Annotated in this window: 13 protein-coding genes; 3 read left to right on the top strand and 10 right to left on the bottom strand. The window is 74.1% G+C overall.

Going from position 1 to position 20,191, the window contains the following annotated elements; all coding sequences use genetic code 11:
- Nucleotides 1-36: 36 nt before the first annotated feature.
- Nucleotides 37-1,308, bottom strand: a complete 1,272-nt coding sequence (locus AC1DQC_RS08660) for a Glu/Leu/Phe/Val family dehydrogenase (protein ID WP_477050823.1) — start codon at nt 1,306-1,308, stop codon at nt 37-39.
- A 405-nt stretch (nt 1,309-1,713) separates the two neighbouring features.
- Between AC1DQC_RS08660 and AC1DQC_RS08655 the strand changes: the two genes are divergently transcribed.
- On the top strand, nt 1,714-4,995 hold the full coding sequence (locus tag AC1DQC_RS08655; RefSeq protein WP_477050822.1) for a proline dehydrogenase family protein: 3,282 nt from the start codon (nt 1,714-1,716) through the stop codon (nt 4,993-4,995).
- 65 nt (nt 4,996-5,060) lie between these two features.
- Here the strand turns inward: AC1DQC_RS08655 and AC1DQC_RS08650 are convergent, their stop codons facing one another.
- The 5 genes from AC1DQC_RS08650 to AC1DQC_RS08630 all read right to left on the bottom strand — a co-directional run bounded on the left by AC1DQC_RS08650 (nt 5,061) and on the right by AC1DQC_RS08630 (nt 10,369).
- Nucleotides 5,061-6,101, bottom strand: a complete 1,041-nt coding sequence (locus tag AC1DQC_RS08650; protein ID WP_477050821.1) for a LacI family DNA-binding transcriptional regulator — start codon at nt 6,099-6,101, stop codon at nt 5,061-5,063.
- Between the two features lie 152 nt (nt 6,102-6,253).
- The gene (locus AC1DQC_RS08645; protein ID WP_477050820.1) at nt 6,254-7,168 is read right to left on the bottom strand and encodes a carbohydrate ABC transporter permease; all 915 of its coding nucleotides are present in this window, start codon (nt 7,166-7,168) and stop codon (nt 6,254-6,256) included.
- A complete protein-coding gene (locus AC1DQC_RS08640) occupies nt 7,165-8,172 on the bottom strand; it encodes a carbohydrate ABC transporter permease (RefSeq protein ID WP_477050819.1) in 1,008 nt (335 codons plus the stop codon). The genes AC1DQC_RS08645 and AC1DQC_RS08640 overlap by 4 nt, the downstream gene beginning before the upstream one ends.
- Nucleotides 8,173-8,258: 86 nt before the next feature.
- Entirely contained in the window at nt 8,259-9,563 is a 1,305-nt protein-coding gene (locus AC1DQC_RS08635) for an ABC transporter substrate-binding protein (protein ID WP_477050818.1), read from the bottom strand.
- Nucleotides 9,564-9,850: 287 nt separating this feature from the next.
- Nucleotides 9,851-10,369 (bottom strand): DUF2505 domain-containing protein, encoded by a 519-nt coding sequence (locus AC1DQC_RS08630; protein ID WP_477050817.1) that lies wholly within the window; start codon nt 10,367-10,369, stop codon nt 9,851-9,853.
- Nucleotides 10,370-10,467: 98 nt separating this feature from the next.
- Here AC1DQC_RS08630 and AC1DQC_RS08625 point away from each other — a divergent pair, with 98 nt between their 5' ends.
- On the top strand, nt 10,468-11,949 hold the full coding sequence (locus tag AC1DQC_RS08625; RefSeq protein WP_477050816.1) for a sensor histidine kinase: 1,482 nt from the start codon (nt 10,468-10,470) through the stop codon (nt 11,947-11,949).
- A 116-nt stretch (nt 11,950-12,065) separates the two neighbouring features.
- Here the strand turns inward: AC1DQC_RS08625 and AC1DQC_RS08620 are convergent, their stop codons facing one another.
- A complete protein-coding gene (locus AC1DQC_RS08620; RefSeq protein WP_477050815.1) occupies nt 12,066-12,314 on the bottom strand; it encodes a WhiB family transcriptional regulator in 249 nt (82 codons plus the stop codon).
- A gap of 426 nt (nt 12,315-12,740) precedes the next feature.
- Here AC1DQC_RS08620 and AC1DQC_RS08615 point away from each other — a divergent pair, with 426 nt between their 5' ends.
- Nucleotides 12,741-13,136, top strand: coding sequence for a hypothetical protein (locus AC1DQC_RS08615; protein ID WP_477050814.1), 396 nt, complete (start codon nt 12,741-12,743; stop codon nt 13,134-13,136).
- Here AC1DQC_RS08615 and AC1DQC_RS08610 read toward each other — a convergent pair.
- From AC1DQC_RS08610 to AC1DQC_RS08600, 3 genes are all read right to left on the bottom strand, one after another.
- A complete protein-coding gene (locus tag AC1DQC_RS08610) occupies nt 13,105-16,689 on the bottom strand; it encodes an FtsK/SpoIIIE domain-containing protein (protein ID WP_477050813.1) in 3,585 nt (1,194 codons plus the stop codon). The genes AC1DQC_RS08615 and AC1DQC_RS08610 overlap by 32 nt on opposite strands.
- 91 nt (nt 16,690-16,780) lie before the next feature.
- On the bottom strand, nt 16,781-19,357 hold the full coding sequence (locus tag AC1DQC_RS08605) for an ABC transporter permease (protein ID WP_477050812.1): 2,577 nt from the start codon (nt 19,355-19,357) through the stop codon (nt 16,781-16,783).
- Nucleotides 19,357-20,151 carry an ABC transporter ATP-binding protein gene (locus AC1DQC_RS08600; protein ID WP_477050811.1) on the bottom strand — a complete coding sequence of 265 codons (795 nt, stop codon included), beginning with the start codon at nt 20,149-20,151 and terminating at the stop codon, nt 19,357-19,359. The genes AC1DQC_RS08605 and AC1DQC_RS08600 overlap by 1 nt, the downstream gene beginning before the upstream one ends.
- Nucleotides 20,152-20,191 lie beyond the last annotated feature (40 nt).

The raw sequence follows: 20,191 nt of genomic DNA, 5'->3' as shown, positions 1-20,191 counted from the left end.
ACACCCGTGCCCCCGCCCGTACTCCCGCTCACGGGATCAGGGGTACAGCCCCCGGATCTGGTGCGCCTCGGCGACGCGTCGGACCCCGATGGTCAGGGCGGCGTCCCGCAGCGAGATGCCCTCGGCCCCGGCCAGGGCCGCGACGGCCCGGTGCGCGGACACCATGCGGTGCTCGAGGCGGTCCTCGATCTCCTGCTCGGTCCACCAGTACGCCTGGTTGGCCTGCACCCACTCGAAGTACGACACGACGACGCCACCCGCGTTGGCGAGGATGTCGGGCACCACGACCACGCCGCGCTCGGCGAGCACCCGGTCGCCGTCGTGCGTGGTGGGGCCGTTGGCGGCCTCGACCACCCAGCGGGCCTTGACCCGACCGGCGGCGTCGGCGTCGAGCACGCCCTCGACCGCCGCCGGGATGAGCACGTCGACGTCGAGCGCGAGGAGCTCCGTGTTGTCGATGGGGGAGCCGCCCTCGAAGCCGGTGACCGTCCCGGTCGCCTCCACGTGCCGCACCAGCGCGACGATGTCGAGGCCGTCGCTGTTCATCACGCCGCCCTGCTCGTCGCTCACGGCGACCACGCGCGTGCCGGCGTCGTGCAGGAACCGGGCGGCGTGCGACCCGACCTTGCCGAAGCCCTGCACCGCCGCGCTGACCTCGTCGAGCCGGACGCCGGCGTCGCCGAGCGCGGCCGCGGCCGAGTGCACGACGCCGCGCGAGGTGGCGGTCGCGCGCCCGAGCGAGCCGCCGACCGCCAGGGGCTTGCCGGTGGTCACGGCCGGGATGGTGTAGCCGAGGTTCACCGAGTAGGTGTCCATGACCCAGGCCATGGTCTGCTCGTTGGTGCCGATGTCGGGCGCCATGATGTCCCGCTCCGGCCCGATGATCGGCATGATCTCGCTGGTGTAGCGCCGGGTGACGCGCTCGAGCTCCGCCTGCGAGTACTGCCGCGGGTCGATGGTGACGCCGCCCTTGGCGCCTCCGTACGGGACGTCGACGACCGCGCACTTCCAGGTCATCCACATGGCGAGCGCCCGCACCTCGTCGACGTCGACGCCGGCCGAGTAGCGCAGCCCGCCCTTGCCCGGGCCGCGGGAGATGTTGTGCTGCACGCGATACCCGGTGAAGAGCTCGATCTCGCCGTCGTCCCGACGCAGGGGGACAGCGACGTTCATCTCGCGCCGGGGTGTGGCGAGCATGCGGTGGAGCCCCTCGGTGTAGCCGAGGATGTCGACGGCACCGGCAAGCTGTGCCTTGGCGGTGGCGAGGGGCGTGGTCTGCTGCGGGGTCTCCGCTGTGAGGTCCGTCACGTCCCCACCTTGCCACCGCCGGGCGCCCGCGCACGCCAGGCCCGAAGGGCGAGCCGCACGTGTCCGAGGCGCGGGCAGGACCATTCGGACAACCTCGGCGCCCGACGGCGACGCGCCTGGTCAGCGGTGCGCGCTCCGCTCGGAGCGACGGCGCGGTTCACCCGCTCGAGCGACCGTGACGGGCGCGCGAGCCGGAGGAGCGATCATGGTGGTCCCCAGGACGGGTCGACAGCGGTGTCGGGACGTCCGCACGACGATGCCGTCGCGAGCAGCCGCACCAGACCGGCGCGAGACTGACCGAGCGGACCACCGGCATCCGGGCGGGGCGCGTCGCACGGACGTGCCCCGACGGCACAGACTTGGCACGGACCGAGACCCGGTCCCCCCAGGAGGACGAGGAGCAGAATGTCGACCACAGGCGACGTCACCGAGGACGCGATCCGGCTGGCCAGGAGCTGGCTCTCGGCGACGGCGGAGGGGCAGACGGCCACGGAGCGTCGGACCACGGGTCGGCTGGCGGCCCTCGTCGCCGATCCCGCGGGCCTCGAGCTCGCGGTCCGGTTCGTCGACCGGGTGGCACGCCCGCAGGACGTCCGCGTGGCGGCGCGTGAGCTCGCCGGTCTGTCGTCGGGTGCGGCCTCCGGATTCCTCGGTCCGCTCGACCGGGCGATGCTCGGGGTGGGCGCACGGGTGGCGCCCGTCCTGCCCGACGTGGTGGTCCCGGCGGCCCGGCAGCGGCTGCGCAGCCTCGTCGGCCACCTCGTCGCGGACGACGGCCCGGGCCTGGCCAAGCACCTCGCCGCGACGCGCGCGGAGGGCTTCCGGCTCAACCTCAACCTGCTCGGCGAGGCGGTCCTCGGCGAGCGCGAGGCGGCCGCGCGGCTGGCTCGCGTCCAGGCCCTGGTGGAGCGGCCGGACGTCGACTACGTCTCGGTGAAGGTGTCCGCCGTCGCCAGCCAGCTGTCCACCTGGGACACCGAGGGAAGCGTCGGCCGCGTCGTGGAACGGCTGCGACCGCTGTACCTGACCGCCGCCCGGCACGGCACGTTCCTCAACCTCGACATGGAGGAGTACCGCGACCTCACGCTGACCCTGCGCGTGTTCGAGCGGCTGGTCTCCGACCCCGAGCTGCTCGGCGCGGAGGCCGGGATCGTCCTGCAGGCGTACCTGCCCGACGCGGCCGACGCCCTCGACGAGCTCACCGCGATCGCGCAGGAGCGGCGCGAGGCCGGCGGCGCCCGCCTCAAGGTCCGGCTGGTCAAGGGTGCCAACCTCGCGATGGAGCAGGTGGAGGCCGAGCTGCACGGCTGGCCGCAGGCGCCCTACGGCTCGAAGGACGAGGTCGACGCCGCGTACCTGCGGCTGGTGGACCGGGCCCTGGACCCGGCGCGGACACCGGCCCTGCGGGTCGGCGTCGCGAGCCACAACCTCTTCCACGTCGCGGCCGCGCACCTGATCGCCCAGCGGCGAGGGGTCGCGGAGGCGCTCGACATCGAGATGCTGCAGGGGATGGCCCCCGCCCAGGCGCGTGCCGTGCGCGACGAGGTCGGCGCGGTCCTGCTCTACACGCCCGTGGTCGCGCGCGACGACTTCGACGTCGCCATCTCCTACCTGGTGCGACGTCTCGAGGAGAACTCGGCGAGCCAGAACTTCCTGCACGCCCTGTTCGCCCCCGGTGCCGCGATGGACGCGCAGGAGAAGGCGTTCCGGGTGGCGTACCGCGACCGCGACGAGCCGTCGACCGCCGCCCGCCGAGCCGCCCGACCGTTCGCGGACGCGCCCGGTGCCGACGGCTTCGTCAACACGCCCGACACCGACCCCGCCGTCGGCGTGGCCCGCGCCTGGGCGCGCGGCATCGTGGCCCGCGACGTGCCGGTGCCGGACGGGGCGGTCGAGGTCGAGACCGTCGACGACGTCGACGCCGTGGTCGCGCGCGCGGTCGCCGCGCTGCCCGCCTGGGCCGCGACCCCGCCGACGGAGCGCGCGCGGGCCCTGCACGCCGTCGCCGCCGCGCTCGAGGACGCGCGCGCCGACCTGGTCGCCACGATGGTCCACGAGGCGGGCAAGACCGTCGCGGAGGCCGATCCCGAGGTCAGCGAGGCCGTCGACTTCGCGCGCTACTACGCCGAGCGCGCCGCGGACCTGGCCGACGGCGTGGTGCCCGGCGCCGTGCACCTTCCCGACGGGCTCACGGTGGTGACCCCGCCGTGGAACTTCCCGGTCGCCATCCCGGTCGGGTCGGTGCTCGCCTCGCTGGCGGCCGGCAGCCCGGTGCTGGTCAAGCCCGCGCCCCAGGCGCCGCGCTGCGGGCAGGCGGCGATGGCGGCGATCCAGCGAGGCCTGGACGCGGCCGGGGCGCCCGCCGGGATCCTCACCGTCGTGCTCAGCCCCGAGGGGGACGTCGGGCGTCGCCTCGTCACGCACCCGGACGTCGCCCGGGTCGTGCTCACCGGGTCGATCGAGACCGCCCGGCTCTTCGCGGGCTGGCGCCCGGACCTCGACGTGCTGGCCGAGACGTCGGGCAAGAACGCGCTCGTCATCACCCCCTCCGCGGACGTGGACCTCGCGGTCGCCGACCTCGTCCGCAGCGCGTTCGGGCACGCGGGCCAGAAGTGCTCCGCCGCGTCGCTCGCGATCCTCGTCGGCTCCGCGGGCCGCTCCGACCGGCTGCGCCGCCAGCTCGCCGACGCCGTCTCGTCGCTGCGCGTCGGGCCGTCGACGGACCTCGGCACCGCCGTCGGGCCGCTCACCGAGCCCGCCTCGGGCAAGCTGCTCCGGGCGCTGACCACGCTCGACCCGGGGGAGTCGTGGCTCGTCGCGCCCCGGCAGCTGGACGACGAGGGCCGGCTGTGGACCCCGGGCGTCAAGCACGGCGTGGCCCCCGGCTCGTGGTTCCACACCACGGAGTGCTTCGGACCGGTGCTCGGGATCATGCGCGTCGAGACGCTCGACGAGGCCATCGACCTGCAGAACGCCGTCGCGTTCGGCCTCACGGGTGGCCTGCACTCGCTGGACGAGGCGGAGATCGACCACTGGCTGGAGCGCGTCGAGGTCGGCAACGCGTACGTCAACCGGCACATCACGGGCGCGATCGTGCAGCGCCAGCCGTTCGGCGGGTGGAAGGCGTCGACGGTCGGCCCCGGCGCGAAGGCTGGAGGACCGCACTACGTCGCGCAGATCGGCCGGTGGCAGGACGCGCCCGAGGTGCCGCAGGACGACGCCGGCTGGCTCGACTGGGCGGCGCGGGACGACGCCCGCGTGTGGGCCGACGACCTGGCCGTCGAGCACGACCGGTCCGGTCTGCGGGTCGAGGCGAACATCCTGCGCTACCGGCCGGTGCCCGGCCTGGTGCTGCGGGTGGGGTCGGACGCGCGGGACCGGGAGGTCGCGCGCGTGCGGCACGCGGCCGTGACGGCGGGCGTCCCGGTCACGGTGAGTGACGCCGCCGTCGAGTCGCACGAGGCCTTCGCGGACCGGGTCCGCGCCGGCGGGGTCACCGGGCGCATCCGCGTCGTCGGGTCGGCACCCGGCCTGCGTGAGGCTGCGGCCACCCGCGCCGGCGAGGTGACCGTGCTCGACGGCCCCGTGCTGGCCAGCGGCTCCCGCGAGCTGCTCACGGTGGTCCGGGAGCAGGCGGTGAGCCGCACGCTGCACCGCTTCGGCCACGTGCCGCCGGCCGCCGGCTGACGTCATGCGAAGGGCCCGGTGGGRCGYCCCACCGGGCCCTTCGCGACCGTTCGGCCCGCTCCCCGCTACGCCGAGGCGCGGATGACCAGCTCCGGCGCGAAGATCAGCGGCGGCGACGGCGGCGCGCCGTTGAGCTGGTCGAGCAGGCGCGCACCGGCGGCGCGGGCCATCGCCACGACCGGCTGGATGACGCTGGTGAGCGGGGGAGTGGTCGACGCCGCGACCCCGAGGTTGTCGTACCCGACGACCGCGATGTCCCCCGGGACCTCCTTGCCGTGCTCCGCCAGCACGCTCAGCGCGCCGGCGGCCATGAGGTCGGAGGCGATGAAGATCGCGTCGACGTCGGGGTGCTTGGCCAGCAGCTCGCGCGCGGCGATCGTGCCCGAGGCCATGGTGAAGTCGCCGCGCACGACCGCGTCGTCGGCCATCCCGGCCGTGTGCATGGCCTGGCGCCACCCCGCGAGCCGGTCGATGCCGGCGGACATGTCGGCCGGCCCGGCGATGGTGCCGATGCGCCGGCACCCCCGGTCGATGAGGTGCTGGGTGGCCAGGCGGCCGCCCTCGACGTTGTCGGTGTCGACGTACTGGACATCGCGCTCGTCGGCCGACAGCGGCCGCCCCACGAAGACGTTGGGCACGTGCGAGAGCTGCAGCGCGCGGTCCAGCTCGTCGTTCGCGTGGTGCGACACCACGATCGCGCCGTCGACGTGCCCGTTGCGCAGGTACCGGACCGTGCGCTCGCTCTCGCCGGGCCGCGCGATCACGAGGACCACCTGGATGTCCGAGTCGACCAGGGACGTGCTCAGGCCGTTGAGCGTGCCCGCGAAGAACGGGTCCGAGAGCACGCGCTCGTCGGGCTCGGGCACCACGAGGGCGATCGAGTCGGTGCGCTTGGTCACCAGCGACCGGGCGGCGCGGTTCGGCGAGTAGCCGAGGTCGGCGACCGCGGCCTCGACCGAGGCGAGGGCCTCGGGAGACACGCGCAGCCCGCCGTTGATGGCGCGAGAGGCTGTCGAGCGGGAGACACCTGCGCGCTCGGCGACCTGCTCGAGCGTCGGCGCGGGCGGCCGCGATGGGTCCACGTGGACCGGGATGTTGTCGACCACCGTTGGTCTTCCCTCCTGTGGCTGCCGGAGCAGCGATGACGAGCTGGTGACGGGAAGGGCGGGGTGCTGGGGGAGCACCCCGCCCAACCGTCTGCCGGGGCCGGGCCGGGAACGACCGCGACGTCCGGTACCTACCAGGGACAGTCTGGGGCTCAGCCCTTGACGGCGCCCTGCATGATGCCGGCCACGAGCTGACGGCCCGCGACGAAGAACAGGATGATCAGCGGGATGGTCGAGACCGTGACACCCGCCATGATCAGGGACATGTCCTTGAAGTACGACGCCTGGAGCAGCTGGATGGCCACCGGGAGCGTCGGGTTCTGCGGTCCGAGGACGATGAACGGCCAGAAGAAGTTCGTCCACGAGGCGACGAACGTGAACAGGCCGAGCATGACGGCCGCCGGGCGCGCCGCCGGGAGGGCGATGTGCCAGAACGTCCGGATCATCGAGGCGCCGTCGACGCGCGCGGCCTCGACGAGCTCGTAGGGCAGCGCCGACTCGAGGTACTGCGTCATCCAGAAGACGCCGAACGCGGTGACCAGGCCGGGCACGATGACGGCGATGAGCTTGCCGGTCCAGCCGAGCTGCGACATCACGATGAAGAGCGGCACGATGCCCAGCTGCGTCGGCACGGCCGTCGTGGCGATGACGAACACGAGCAGGGCGTTGCGGCCCCGGAAGCGCAGCTTCGAGAACGAGAACCCGGCCAGCGTCGAGAAGAGCACCACGGAGAGCGCGGTGACGGTGCCGACGATGATCGAGTTGCCGAGCGCCTTCCAGAACTGGATGTCGCCGTTGAGCACCTTGGCGACGTTGTCGAAGAACTCGCCCTGCGGGATCAGCGACGGGATCGGGTGCTGCGCGATGTACGCCGAGTTCGACGACGCGAGCAGGAACGCGTAGTACAGCGGCGCGATCGCCAGGACGATGGCGACGGCGAGCAGGGTGTACGTGACCCAGCCCGGACGACGCTCGGACCCGGCGGCCGTCGAGCGGCTCCGCCCGGCGGCACGCGCGGCACCGCGGCCGGCCGTCTGCCGGATGACCGGGAGCGAGGGGGCGCTCATCGGGAGACCTTCTTCCGCTTGGTCGACGAGGTGTCGGACGAGATCCGTCGCGTGATCGAGAAGTTGATGATGCCGATCAGCACGATGATCAGGAACAGGATCCAGGCGACCGCGGACGCGCGTCCGAAGCTCTTCTGGTTGCCCCAGCCCAGCTCGTAGATGTACATGGTCGTCGTCATCCACTGACGGCTCGGGCCGCCCTGGCCGGTCTGGTCGAACAGACGCGGCTCGTCGAAGATCTGCAGGCCACCGATGGTCGAGGTGATCACGACGAAGATGATGGTCGGCCGCAGCATCGGGACCGTGACCGAGAAGAACTGCCGGACCCGGGTCGCGCCGTCGAGGACGGCGGCCTCGTAGAGGTCGCGCGGGATCGCCTGCATGGCGGCCAGCAGGATCAGGGTGTTGTACCCGGTCCAGCGGAAGTCGACCATCGTCGCGATCGCGATGTGGCTGGGCAGGATCTGCGCGTGCCAGCCGATCGGGTCGATGCCGACGTAGCCGAGCACCGTGTTGATGAGGCCGGACTTGTCGGCGAACAGCTTGCCGAAGATGAGGCTGACAGCGACCGGTGCCACGACGTAGGGCAGGAGCACGCCCATCCGCCAGAAGGTGCGCGCGCGCAGGTTCGCGTCCAGGAGGGCCGCGAGCACGATCGCGATGATCAGCTGGGGGATCGTCGACAGGAAGAAGATGCTGAAGGTGTTGCGGATGCTCTTCCAGAAGTTGGGCTCCTGGAGCACGAAGAGGTAGTTCTGCAGTCCGACGAAGTCACCCTTGCCGCCGATGAGGTTCCAGTCGTGCACCGACACGAAGGCCGTGTACACCAGCGGGAAGAGACCCGTGAGCGCGAAGAGCAGGAAGAACGGGGAGATGTAGAGGTAGGGCGAGACCTTGACGTCCCAGCGACCGAGCGTCTGGCTGAAGCCGACGCGGCGCGGCACGCGCTCGGGGTCGGGCTGCCGACCGCTGTCGAGCTGAGGCGGGGTGGTGGAGGTGACCATCAGGAGTCCTTCGTGCTGGTGGGCAGGTGCCTACGCTGGCGGGGCCGGGCCGATGGGTSACCCATCGGCCCGGCCCCTGGCTAGGGTCAGCCGAGAGCGTTGACCGCGCTCACGAAGGTGTCCCACTGGGTCGCGGGGTCACCGCCGTTGACGTCGACCTCGGTCAGAGCCGACTGCATCGCGTCGTTGACGGCGAAGTAGTTCGGGCCCTTGAACGGGGCGACGATGCCCACGGCGCGGTTGGCCAGGATCTGGCCGGCCGGAGCGTTGTTGAAGAACGCGTTCGTGGAGCTGAGCAGCTCGTCCGAGGACAGCGCCTCGGTCTGGCTCGGGAACGTGCCCTTGTTCTTGTAGGCCTGGAGCTGCTGCTCCGGAGCCGTCAGCCAGGCGGCGAACTTCTTCGCGGCCTCGGTGTGCTTGCCCTGGGCGGGGACCGTCATGAACGAGCCGCCCCAGTTGCCGGCGCCGCCGGGGAAGACGTCCGCGATGTCCCAGCCGGTCACGCCGGCCGAGTTGCCCTCGATGACACCGAGCATCCAGCCCGGCGCCAGCATGGTCGCGAAGCCGTCGTTCTGGAACGAGGCGGTCCAGTCGTCGCTCCACTGACCGAGGTGGGCCGACAGGTTGTCGGTGACCGAGGCCTTGGTGACGGCGTCGTAGATGTCCTTCACCTCAGGGTTGGAGGCGGCGATGATCGTGCCGTCGTCCTTCTCGTAGGCGTTCTTCACCTGGTTGATCATGCCCTGGTAGATGGCACCGGCGGCGTCGAAGAACGGCTTGCCCGTGGCGGTCTGGTACTGCTTGCCGACCTCGAAGTACTTGTCCCACGTGGCGTCCTTGCCACCGAGCAGCTCGGCGACAGCCTCGCGGTCGGTCGGGAGGCCGGCAGCGGCGAACAGGTCGGAGCGGTACGCGATGGCCTCGGGGCCGATGTCCGTGCCGTAGCCCAGGAGGACGCCGTCGGGCGTGGTCGCCTGCGCGACCTTCCAGTCGAGCCAGCGGCCGTCGAGGGCCGGGTCCGTCAGGTCGACGAACTTGTCCGGGTACTGCATGAGCTCGGGGAGCCAGTCGATCTCGATCATCTCGACGTCGGAGGCACCGGAACCCGACGCGAGGCGCGTGTTCAGGTTGTCGCGGGCCTCGTTCGAGGTCGCGGCCTTCTTGTTCTCGATGGTGATGCCGGGGTTGGCGTCCTCGTACTCCTTGAACATCTCGTCCGTGTAGCCAGGCTCGTTGAACGTGCCGAGCGTCAGCGTGATGTTCTCGCCGGCAGCGCCGTCAGAACCCTCGTCGCTGGGCGTGTCCGAGTTGCCAGAGCAGGCGGTGGCGAGGAGGGCGATGCCCGTGACCCCCGCCGCGGCCGCCCACATCTTGCTGGTGGTCTTGCGCACTGTGACTCCCTTGTCAGTCGGACGGCGTCCTCGCCGTACCCCTAGGGCACCCGCCGACCGCTCGCCGCAGGGGGCGCGGACGGACGTCGGGTTGGGCCGTGTGGACCCGGCGTGGACACGTTCCCATCCGCAGTGATGCGGGAGCGTTCCCACGCGCTGCGGATACTGTCGTCGGCGCCCCCGCGAGTGTCAAGGAGCCACGGTGGTCGGAATGGCGTGGTAGCGATCCCACACCGGTGTTTGTGCAGGTCAGAGCGATATGGACACCGGTCCGTGTTACCGAATCGTTACGGCTGCGGCGCCTGTCCGTGACCCGCGATCCAGCGCCGTGCGACGTCCTGCTCGACCTCCAGCGCGGACCGGACCGCGCCCGCGGTCGCCTGCTCGATCGCGGAGCCGAACAGCGGCACCGACGCGCGCAGGTCGCCGTCGTACGCGACGGTCGTGGACCCGGTCGCCGTCGCGGTCAGCGACGTGCGCCCGCTGAGCCGTACCGGCGCGCCGGCGATCTCGACCACCACCGTGCCCACCCGGGCGCCGTCCGCGTCGGGCGCTTCCCACGCCTCGACCTGGCGGACGTCGATCCGGTTGCCGACGAGGCTGCGCAGGTGCGCCGGGATCTGGTCGGTGGGCAGCGCACGGCGCGTGGTGACGGTGAATGCCCCGTCGGCCGAGCCGGTGACGTCGACGTGCTGCTCGAGCGCACCGCTCGCGCGCACCTTCTGGTGCACGTACTCGGGGTCGGCCAGCAGCCGGGCCGCCGCATGCGCGTCGGTCGGCAGGTCGAGCGTCACGCTCAGTCGCACGTCAGGTCCTTCGAGGGTCGAGGTGGTGCTCCGAGGTTATCTGCCCACGTCCTGGCCGTCCCGCCCGGAGGTCGTCCGGTGACACCTACCCTGTCCCCGTGTCCACGCTGAGCACCCTCGCCGCTCGTCATGCCGCGCTCGACGCCCATGACCTCGAGTGGCTGCATCTGCTCGTCGGCGACTGGCAGGTGCTGTCGGACCTGGCCTTCGCCGACCTCGTGCTCTGGCTGCCCACCACGGACGGCGACTTCGTGGCCATCGCGCAGGCCCGGCCGTCGACCGGCGCGACCGTGCACTACGACGACGTCGTCGGCTCGCGTGCGCCGGAGGGCCAGCGACCCCAGCTGCAGCGCTCGCTCGACGAGCGCGCGGCGCAGCGGTCGCGCGAGCCGCGCTGGTTCGGGTCGTACGCCGTGCGTGAGGAGGCCGTGCCGGTGGTCCGCCGTGGCAAGCCGATCGCGGTGCTCGCCCGCCAGACCAACCTCGGTGGCGCCCGGACGCCCAGCCGGCTCGAGCTGAACTACGTGGAGGCGGCCGATGACATCTTCGCGATGGTCGGCCGCGGGGAGTTCCCGGCGCCCGACGCGCCGACCGGTCCGCGGCGCGGCGCCCCGCGCGTGGGCGACGGGCTGGTCCGCCTCAACTCCGAGGGCGAGGTGCTGTACGCCAGCCCCAACGCCCTGTCCTGCTTCCACCGGCTCGGTGTGGTCGGCGACCTCGTCGGGCGCTCGCTGGTCGAGGTCACCGCCGAGCTCATCGAGCAGCACGACACGGTGGACGAGTCCATGCCGCTGGTCCTCATGGGCCGGGCGCCCTGGCGGGTCGACGTCGAGGCGCGCGGCGTGGCGCTCTCGCTGCGGGCGGTCCCGCTGACCGAGCACGGCCAGCGCGTCGGCGCCGTGCTGCTGTGCCGCGACGTGTCGGAGCTGCGCCGGCGCGAGCGCGAGCTCATCACCAAGGACGCGACGATCCGCGAGATCCACCACCGCGTGAAGAACAACCTGCAGACCGTGGCGGCGCTGCTGCGGCTCCAGTCGCGCCGCGTCGACTCCCCGGAGGCCAAGGAGGCGCTGGGGGAGGCGATGCGCCGGGTGGCCACCATCGCGCTCGTGCACGAGACCCTGTCGCAGACGCTGGACGAGAGCGTGCCCTTCGACGACCTGGTCGGCCGCAGCCTCCGGCTCGCCGCCGACGTCGCCACCGAGGGCGCGCACGTCCGGACGCTGGTGCGCGGCTCGTTCGGCTCGATCCCGGCCGAGGACGCGACCGCGCTCGCGCTGATCCTCACCGAGCTGGTGACGAACGCCGTCGAGCACGGGTTCGATGGGCGCGAGTCGGGGACCGTCGAGGTCATCGTCGACCGTCAGGACGACCAGCTGCGGGTCGAGGTGGCCGACGACGGCTCCGGCCTGCCGACCGAGCGCGGCGCCGGCACGGGCCTCGGCACGCAGATCGTCTCGACGCTCGTGACCAACGAGATGCGCGGCACCATCGAGTGGGCCAGCCGCGAGGGTGGCGGGACGTCCGTGGTCATCGAGGCCCGGCTCCGAGCACCGCGCGATGCGGGCACGCTGATCTGACCGGTCTCGGGTCTTGGCGGTCTCGCGATCTCCGCGGTCGCTGCGGCTTCTCGGCGCAGACACGACTCGGCCCCGCCACGTGGGACGTGGGGGGGCCGGTACGGCGGAGCGAGAGATCAGCTGGCGCGGCGCTGGCGGGCGGTCCGACGCTTCAGCGCGCGGCGCTCGTCCTCGGAGAGGCCGCCCCACACGCCGGCGTCCTGACCGGTCTCGATCGCCCACTTGAGGCAGGTGTCCACGACGGGGCAGCGGCGGCAGACGGCCTTCGCGTCGTCGATCTGGAGCAGCGCGGGTCCGGTGTTCCCGATGGGGAAGAAGAGCTCCGGGTCCTCGTCGAGACACGCTGCGCGGTGGCGCCAATCCATGGTTTCTCTCCTAGGCACACGTCGGGACGGCACCCGGGGGTCAGGGCGCGCGAGTCTGGACGTGAGATCGGGGGTGGGTTTCTTGCTTCGTCAAGGCTCGCACCGGTACGGGGACTGCACAAGGGGTTACGGGAAGGTTTCATCTCCGTAACGACTGAGGCGTTCGTCACACCTGTGATTCACCCGTGTGCGCCCTGAGCCCGCGTGTTGATGCAGGTGAGGGGCATTGTCGGACAAATGTCCAGGTCAACGCGCGGTTCAGCAGGGGTGATCGGCGTCACGTCGTGGTGTGGGACACGTCGCGGACGTGGTATCGCGTCCGGCGGCCCGCGGCGGAGAGAGCCCAGGTCAGGGGACCGCGCGGACCGGTCGGGCCGTGCCGCACCGTGTCCACGGCGGCGCCGTCACCTGCCTAGGCTCCTGCCTGTGACCGAGCGTCGACCGACCCTCCTGCTCCTCGTGTGCGCCCTCGTGACCCTCGAGGCGGCCGCGTTCCTGGGGCTGGGCGTCGCCTGGACCACCGACGTGGTCCGAGGGACCGCGACCCTTCCCGGCGCCAGCCTGTTCCTCGCCGCCTTCGGCATCGGCATCGCGCTCCTGCTGCTGCTCGCCGCGCGCGGGCTCTGGCGCGGGCGGCGCTGGGCGCGCTCTCCCGTGATCATGTGGCAGATCCTGCTCGTCGTGCTGGCGCTCGGCTGGCTCACCTCCGGGCCGTCCGTGTGGGGGGTCGTCGTGCTCGTCGTCGCGACCCTGGTCGGGGTGGGGCTCCTCCTGCCGTCCGTCGTCGCGGTCACCGGGCGTCGTCAGCCTCCCGCCGAGTAGCCGCCGCGTAGACCTGCACCACGACGGCGTCGCGCCCGTCCAGCAGGACGCCGCGGCCGGGCGGGCGCCGGCGCGGGTCCACGCTGAACGCGGCGCGCGGCCCCACGAGCTCCGCCGACGCGGGGTCGTGCACGTCGAGGACCAGCGTGCGTCGTCGCCGCAGCAGCGCGGGGATCGCACCCCGGAAGGCCTGCACGGCCGCCGCGGACGTCACCGCGGCGACCACGGTGGCGGGGACGTCGGCCAGGAGCTCACCGAGCGACGGGTGCGCGCGCTCCAGGTCGTCCAGGTCGTCGACGAGCAGCACCGGCGGCGCGCTCGCGGCCCGGCACCGCGCGACGAGGTCCGCGGGCACGACGTCCTCGACCCCCGGCACGCCCGGGGAACGTGACCCGAACGGGTCGACCAGCCGCAGCACGTCGGCGCCGATGCGTACGAGCGAGCACGCCAGCACCGCCAACGTCGAGGTGCGGCCGGAGCCGGGCGGGCCGGCCACCAGCAGCCCGCCGGCGAGGTCGACCCGGACGATGCCGGCGTCGTCCCCGCCGCGGCCCAGCGGCACGCGGCCGTCCAGCGACGATGCGTCCGACGGCAGGTCGGCCCGGTCGGGCAGCGCCCGCACGAGGGCCGGCCGCCGTGCGCGGGTCGAGGAGGAGCCCGTCTCCGGCGCCCCGGGCAGCACGACCTGGCAGAGCTCCGCGCCCGCGGGGTGCAGGCGCACGGCTCGTCCGGCGGTGCGCCGAGGTCCCGCGAGCGTGGCAGGCACGCCGACAACAGCGTCCAGCGTCGGGTCCGTCAGGGGCAGCACGAGACGCTCGGAGAAGGCGGCCGCGTGCTGCAGCGCGCCCGCGCCCACGTCCGCGCTCGCCGCGACCGCGGTGCCGCCCGACGCACCGCGCCACAGGGCTGTCAGCCGGTCGGCGCCCGCGCCGTGCGCGAGCCGGCCGAGCGACTCGAGGGCGAGGTCCAGCCGGTCGACGAGCAGCAGCGAACGGTCTCCCGAGGTCGTGCCGAGCAGCTCGAGGAGGCGTGCGACGGCGCGGGCGTCGTCGACGTCGAGGACGCTCCCGAGCCCGCCGTGCCGGTCGCCTGCGCGCAGGCGGTCGACCGCGTCGGAGGGCAGGCCGACGGCGTGCACGACCCAGCCCTGCTCGAGGGCCTCGACCCCGGCTGTCAGCAGCGTCGTGCTGCGGCCCGAGCGGGGGCCGCCGAGCACGAGCAGGTGGCCGTGCGCCGGCTCCCACCGCACCGCACCACGGCGCAGCTGCTCGGGGAGGTCGGACACGGCCAGCGCGAAGCCGGGCCCGTCCGGCACGTCGTCCCGGCCGAGGACGGCGGGCAGCGCGGGCAGCCACGGCGGTCCGTCCCGGGGCGGGCGCCGGATCGCGGCCTCGCGGGCGGCCACGACCCAGGGGGTCACGGCATCCGGCGCCTCCCGAGGTGTCGTCGGGCGGGGCGCCCAGGTGGTGGCGACCGGCCACGGGCGGGCGACTCGCACCACGGGCGCCGCTCTCGTMGCGACGGCCTGTGCGACCTGCACGGCCTCCAGCGGTCGGGAGCCCCGGCGCAGCCAGGCCCGCCCGGGCGTCGCGGGGTCGATCCGGGCGGCGTCGGGCGCGTCGAGGACGTCCGTGGAGTCGGCCACGTCGGCCACCCGCAGAGCGATCCGGAGCGCGACGTTCGCGCGCAGGTCCGCGCCGACCGCGCCCGCGGGGCGCTGCGTGGCCAGGACCAGGTGCACGCCGAGCGCACGACCCTGGGCGGCGATCCTCGCGAGCGTGCCGGACGCGTCGGGGACGTCCTCGGTGAGCGCGCGGAGCTCGTCGACGACCACGAGCAGGCGCGGCGGCGTGCCGGGTGCGGCGGGGTCCAGGTCGAGCAGGTCGCGGGCGCCGGCCGCGGTGAGGACGCGCTCGCGTCGCCGCAGCTCGGCGCGCAGCGCGGTCAGCACCCGGCGGGCGTGCGTCGCGTCGAGGTCGGTGACGTGCTCGAGCACGTGGGGGAGCCGTGCGACGGGTCCGAGGCCGGTGCCGCCCTTGAAGTCGACGAGCAGCATCGCCAACCGGTCGGGCGGGTGCGTCACGGCGAACGCGAGCACGAGCGTCGTGAGGAGCTCGGACTTCCCGGTGCCGGTGGTGCCCGCGACGAGCGCGTGCGGGCCGTCGGCGACCAGGTCGACGGCGAGCACGCGCCCCTCGGCGCCGACACCGAGCACCGCGACGAGGCCCGGGCGCGGCGCGTCCCATGCGCCGGCGACGCCGTCCGGCGCGGGGATGCCGTCGAGCGCGCCCAGCGACGCCCGGGCGGGCAGGACGCCCGACGGGTCGTGGCGTGTGCGTGCCGCGCGAGCGGCGGCCGCGGCGCGCACCTGCGCGTCCGCGCGATCGGCGCTGACCGCGTGGTTCGGGACGACACGCGTCGATCCCGTGGCGTCCCGCAGGAGCACCGACCGCGGTCCCACCTCGAGCCGCGCGCGGCACCAGGCCGGCACGTCGTCGGCGGTCTGGGCGAGCAGCACCAGGCGCTCGGTCGGGGGAGCGGACGCCCTCCAGCGGGCGAGCGCCGCGGCATCAGCAGGGCCGTCGGCGACGACCAGCGCGCCGGGACCGGGGACGTCGGACGCCCACACCCCCCACGACCAGTCGTCGGCGGACCGCGCGTGCACGGTGAGCGGCACCGCGAGGTGCGTGCCCAGCGCCCCGACCACGACGGACCGGGCCACGGGCAGGGCGAGGTGACGCGGACCGACGACGGCGAGCGAGCCTCCCGGGTCCCACGGCGGGTCCACAACGATCGGCTCGGCGTCGGCGAACCGCGCCCGCGTGGTTGCCACGGCCAGCGCTGCGGGGTCCTGCGGCGTCGGGGTGGCGCGGCGGCGTCGCCACCGGCTCAGGCCGGCCGAGCCCAGGGCCGCGAGCGGGGCCGCGAGCCCGGCCAGCAGCAGGACCGGCTGGTGCAGGGCGACCGCGAGCGCCGCCGACCCGACCGCGGGAGTGAGCCAGGCGGTGGGTCGGCCCAGCAGGCCGGGCTCGTCGGTGACGCGCGCGGCCGGTTCGTCGTCAGCTCGTGCGCGGCGCAGGACGACGGTGTTCGCCCCCAGTGGGCGCGGCGTGCCGGGCCGCCAAGGACGCCAGCGAGCGTGGCCCCTTGTCCGGACTCGTACGCGCTGGCCGCGCCGCCGAACCTGGAATGTCGAGCCGACGGTCGTGACGATCCCGTCGGGGACCGCGAGCACGTCGCCGCAGCCGGGTCCCTCGACCACGGCGACGTGCCACGGCGCCAGCGCCGCGACCTCCTCCGCCGGGCGCGGACCGGTGCCGACGCGCAGCACGCACCCTGCGACCAGTGGGGGCTGGCCGACCGCGTGGTGCTCGTCCAGCGGGACGTCGGCGACCGCCAGGCGGACGCCCACGCCGACCCAGCCGGCGTAGCCGGTCACGCGGGACAGGACGGGCCGCAGGTCGCTCAGCGCGGTGCCCGGCTCCGCCTCGACGTCGGTGCGGTGCAGGCCCGGGCCGCGGGCAGGATCAGGGTGGAGCAGGGTGAACCGCACCGCCCGACCCTGCCCGCGCGGGCCCGCAACCCGGCGGCCCGACCCCCGTGCTCGGGGACCGGGCCGCCCACCCACAGGCCCGCCGGTCGGCTCAGTCGACGGCGAGCGCGGCCACGGGCGACGTCCGCGCGGCCGCCCGACCCGGCAGGACCGAGGCGAGCAGGCCGGCGCCCAGCGCCACGACGAGGACGATCGCCAGGTCCAGCCACGGGACCACGAGCACCACGTCGCCGATCTCGCCGAACAGGACGACCGAACCCGCCCACCCGTACAGGAGGCCCAGCCCGGCGCCCAGGACGGCGCCGACGCCCGCGATGAGCATGCCCTCGACCGCCAGCATCCAGCGCAGCTGGCGCCGCGACAGCCCGATCGCCCGCAAGGTCGCCGACTCGCGGCGCCGCTCGAGGACCGAGAGCGACAGCGTGTTGGCGACGCCGATCAGCGCGATCACCACGGCGACGCCCAGCAGCCCCACGACCACCGCGAGGAGCGTGTCGACGACGCGCTCGTAGGTCGCCCGCTGCGCGCCGGCGCTGCTGACCTCGGCCGCGGTGTCCGGCAGCGCCGCGCGCACGTCCTGCAGCACGAGCGCCGCGTCGGCGTCCGGCTCGAGCCGGACCCACACCATCGAGACCGGGGCGTGCGGGTCGAGGGCGTCCAGCGTCGCCGGGGTGACCAGCGAGTAGAGGCCGCCCAGGTCGGTGGTCACCGGCCGCAGGGCGACCGTCGTCCCACCCTCGGCGGGTACGGAGTCGTCCCAGTTGCTCGCGTAGGCCGTCGCATCCTGAACGTCGTTGCTGGCGGGCTCGCCCTGGATCTTCGGGAGCAGCAGCGTGCCGTCCGTGAGGTTTCCCACGGTCCGCGGGTCGGCCAGCACCCCGGAGACCGAGGCGCCGTCCGCCGGGGCGGCCACGGTGTACCAGTTCTCGCCGATCTTGACGGGCGCCGTGCGCATCTCGAGCACAGTGTCCACCCCGGCCACGTCGGCCACCGCGTCGGCGACGTCCGGCGTGAGCGTCGCGTCGCCGTCCGGGACGCCGGCGTCGATCGTGAGGTCGACCGGGTAGTGCTCGTCGAGCTCCTGCGCCAGCGACACCCGAGCGCTCGCTGCGCCCGTGCTCATCATCGCGACGAGGGTGACGCCGATGAGCAGGGCCGCGCTGGTGGCCGCCGTCCGGCGCGGGTTGCGGACCGTGTTCGCGGCGGCAAGCCGGGCGCTGGTCCCGGTGCGACCCAGCGCGCGCCCGGCGAAGGACACGACCTTCGGCACCCAGAACACGGCGCCGACGAGCACGCCGACGAACGACAGCGCGCCCGCGAGGGTCCCGACGCCCAGCAGCAGGGTCACGTCGGCGCCCCCGGTCCGGGCCACGACCGCCGTCAGCACCATGACCGCGAAGCCGCCGAGCATCAGCAGCAGCGCGATCGCCAGACGCACCCGACCGGCGCGGGCGCCCACGGCGGGGGCGTCGGCGGGGCGCAGGGCGGCCATGGGGGAGACGCGGGTGGCCTCCCGGGCGGGCACCAGCGACGCCAGCACGGTGACGACGGTGCCCACGAGCAGCGGGAGCACCACGACCGGCACGGTCACCTGGATGGTGTCGGGCAGCGGGACGCCGAGGTCGAGGCGACCGAGCACCAGCAGCGCGGCCTGGGCCAGCGCCGCACCGAGCACGAGGCCCGCCAACGAGGCCACCGAGCCGAGGATCGCCGCCTCCAGCAGCACCGACCGCCGCAGCTGGCCCTTGCCCGCGCCCACGCAGCGCAGCAGCGCGAGCGTGCGGGTCCGCTGGGCGACCAGCACCTGGAACGTGTTGGCGATGACCAGCGCCGCGACCAGCAGCGCCACGGAGGCGAACCCGAGCACCACGGTGACCAGCACGTTGCCGCCGTCGGAGAACTCCTCGACGGACTGCGCGGCGGCCTGGTCCTTGGTGAGTGCCTCGCCGCCCGGCACCAACGGGGCGACCTGGTCGCGGAGCGCCTGCGTGCTCACGCCCGGCCGCGCGGCGACCAGGGTCTCGGAGCCGAGCTCCAGCAGCGAGCCGGCCCCGCTCCAGCGCACCGCGTCGTCGGGGGTGACGAGGCCGACGCCGCCGGACTGCGACCACGCGTCGGCGGGGTCCGTCGCGATGCCGGTCACGACGACGTCCTCGTCGACCGAGCGCCACACCTCGTCGGTGGTCCCGTCGTCGGACGTCTCGGCCGGGTCCGGCACCGAGTAGCGGACCTGCACGTGGTCGCCCACGCCGACCCCCAGGGCCTTCGCGGTCGCCGGGGGCAGCGCGACCTGGCCGCTCCGGGTGGGCGCGGCCCCGTCGTCGACGACGAGCGAGCTCAGCCGGGCGTCGCTCGACGTCGGCAGCATCAGCTGGTAGCGGCTCTCGCCGCCGCGGCGCACCTCGAAGCCGGTCGGCGCGAGCACCTCGGCGGCCTCCACGCCCGGGAGCGCGCGCAGGGCATCCAGCTGGTCGTCGGTCACGTCGCCCTGCACCACGACGTCGGCGTCCGCGTACGTCGCCGTCACGGCGTCGTACCCGGTGCGGGTCATGATGTTGCCGGCGAGCAGGGTGGTGGCCAGGAACGCGGTCCCGATCGCGATGGCGACGGCGGCCGCGGTCAGCCGGCCGAGGCTGCGGCGCATCTGCGCCAGGGTCAGACGCAGCATCAGATCGCCGCCTGGTCGAGCGTGCGGAGGGCCTCCAGGCCCGTGAGCACCGACTCCGGCGTCGGGTCGGCGATGTCGCCGGCGATCCGACCGTCCGCCAGGAGCACCACGCGGTCGGCGTACGCCGCGGCGGTCGGGTCGTGCGTGACCATGATGATCGTGCGGCCCAGCTCGCGCACCGAGCGGCGCAGGAAGCTCAGCACCTCGGCGCCCGAGCGGGAGTCGAGGTTCCCCGTGGGCTCGTCGGCGAAGACGACCTCGGGCTTCGCGATGAGCGCGCGGGCGATCGCCACGCGCTGCTGCTGGCCGCCCGACAGCTCCGACGGCCGGTGCGTCAGGCGCTGCCCGAGGCCGAGGGTGGTGACGAGCGTGTCGAGCCACTCGCGGTCGACGGCGGTCCCGGCCAGCTCGAGCGGCAGCAGGATGTTCTGCTCCGCGGTGAACATCGGCAGCAGGTTGAAGCTCTGGAAGACGAACCCGACGCGGTCGCGGCGCAGCCGGGTCAGCGCGCCGTCGTCCAGCGAGGTGATCTCGGTGGCCCCGAGGCGCGCGGTGCCCGACGTCGCCTGGTCGAGGCCGGCCAGCACGTGCATGAGCGTCGACTTGCCCGAGCCGGACGGGCCCATGATCGCGGTGAACGCGCCCGCCGCGAAGTCGACGTCGACGCCGTCCAGCGCCCGGACCTCGGCGGCGCCCTGCCCGTAGACCTTGGTCAGCGACCGGGCGCTGACGGCGACGGCGGCGGCGGGGTGGGGCGGGTCGGTCTCCAGGGGGCGGAAGACGGTCGTGTCCACGAGAGGGCTCCTTCGGGGTGCGGCGATGACGCTCCCGACG

It is taken from the genome of Cellulomonas sp. P4_H12, from assembly GCF_056400905.1.
This window is presented reverse-complemented; position numbering and strand designations above follow the sequence as displayed.

What these genes read in the sequence shown, in the direction of transcription:
- AC1DQC_RS08605 (WP_477050812.1), bottom strand. Translation starts at nt 19,357, where the DNA reads ATGCTGCGTCTGACCCTGGCGCAGATGCGCCGCAGCCTCGGCCGGCTG.
- AC1DQC_RS08645 (WP_477050820.1), bottom strand. Translation starts at nt 7,168, where the DNA reads ATGAGCGCCCCCTCGCTCCCGGTCATCCGGCAGACGGCCGGCCGCGGT.
- AC1DQC_RS08620 (WP_477050815.1), bottom strand. Translation starts at nt 12,314, where the DNA reads ATGGATTGGCGCCACCGCGCAGCGTGTCTCGACGAGGACCCGGAGCTC.
- AC1DQC_RS08640 (WP_477050819.1), bottom strand. Translation starts at nt 8,172, where the DNA reads ATGGTCACCTCCACCACCCCGCCTCAGCTCGACAGCGGTCGGCAGCCC.
- AC1DQC_RS08655 (WP_477050822.1), top strand. Translation starts at nt 1,714, where the DNA reads ATGTCGACCACAGGCGACGTCACCGAGGACGCGATCCGGCTGGCCAGG.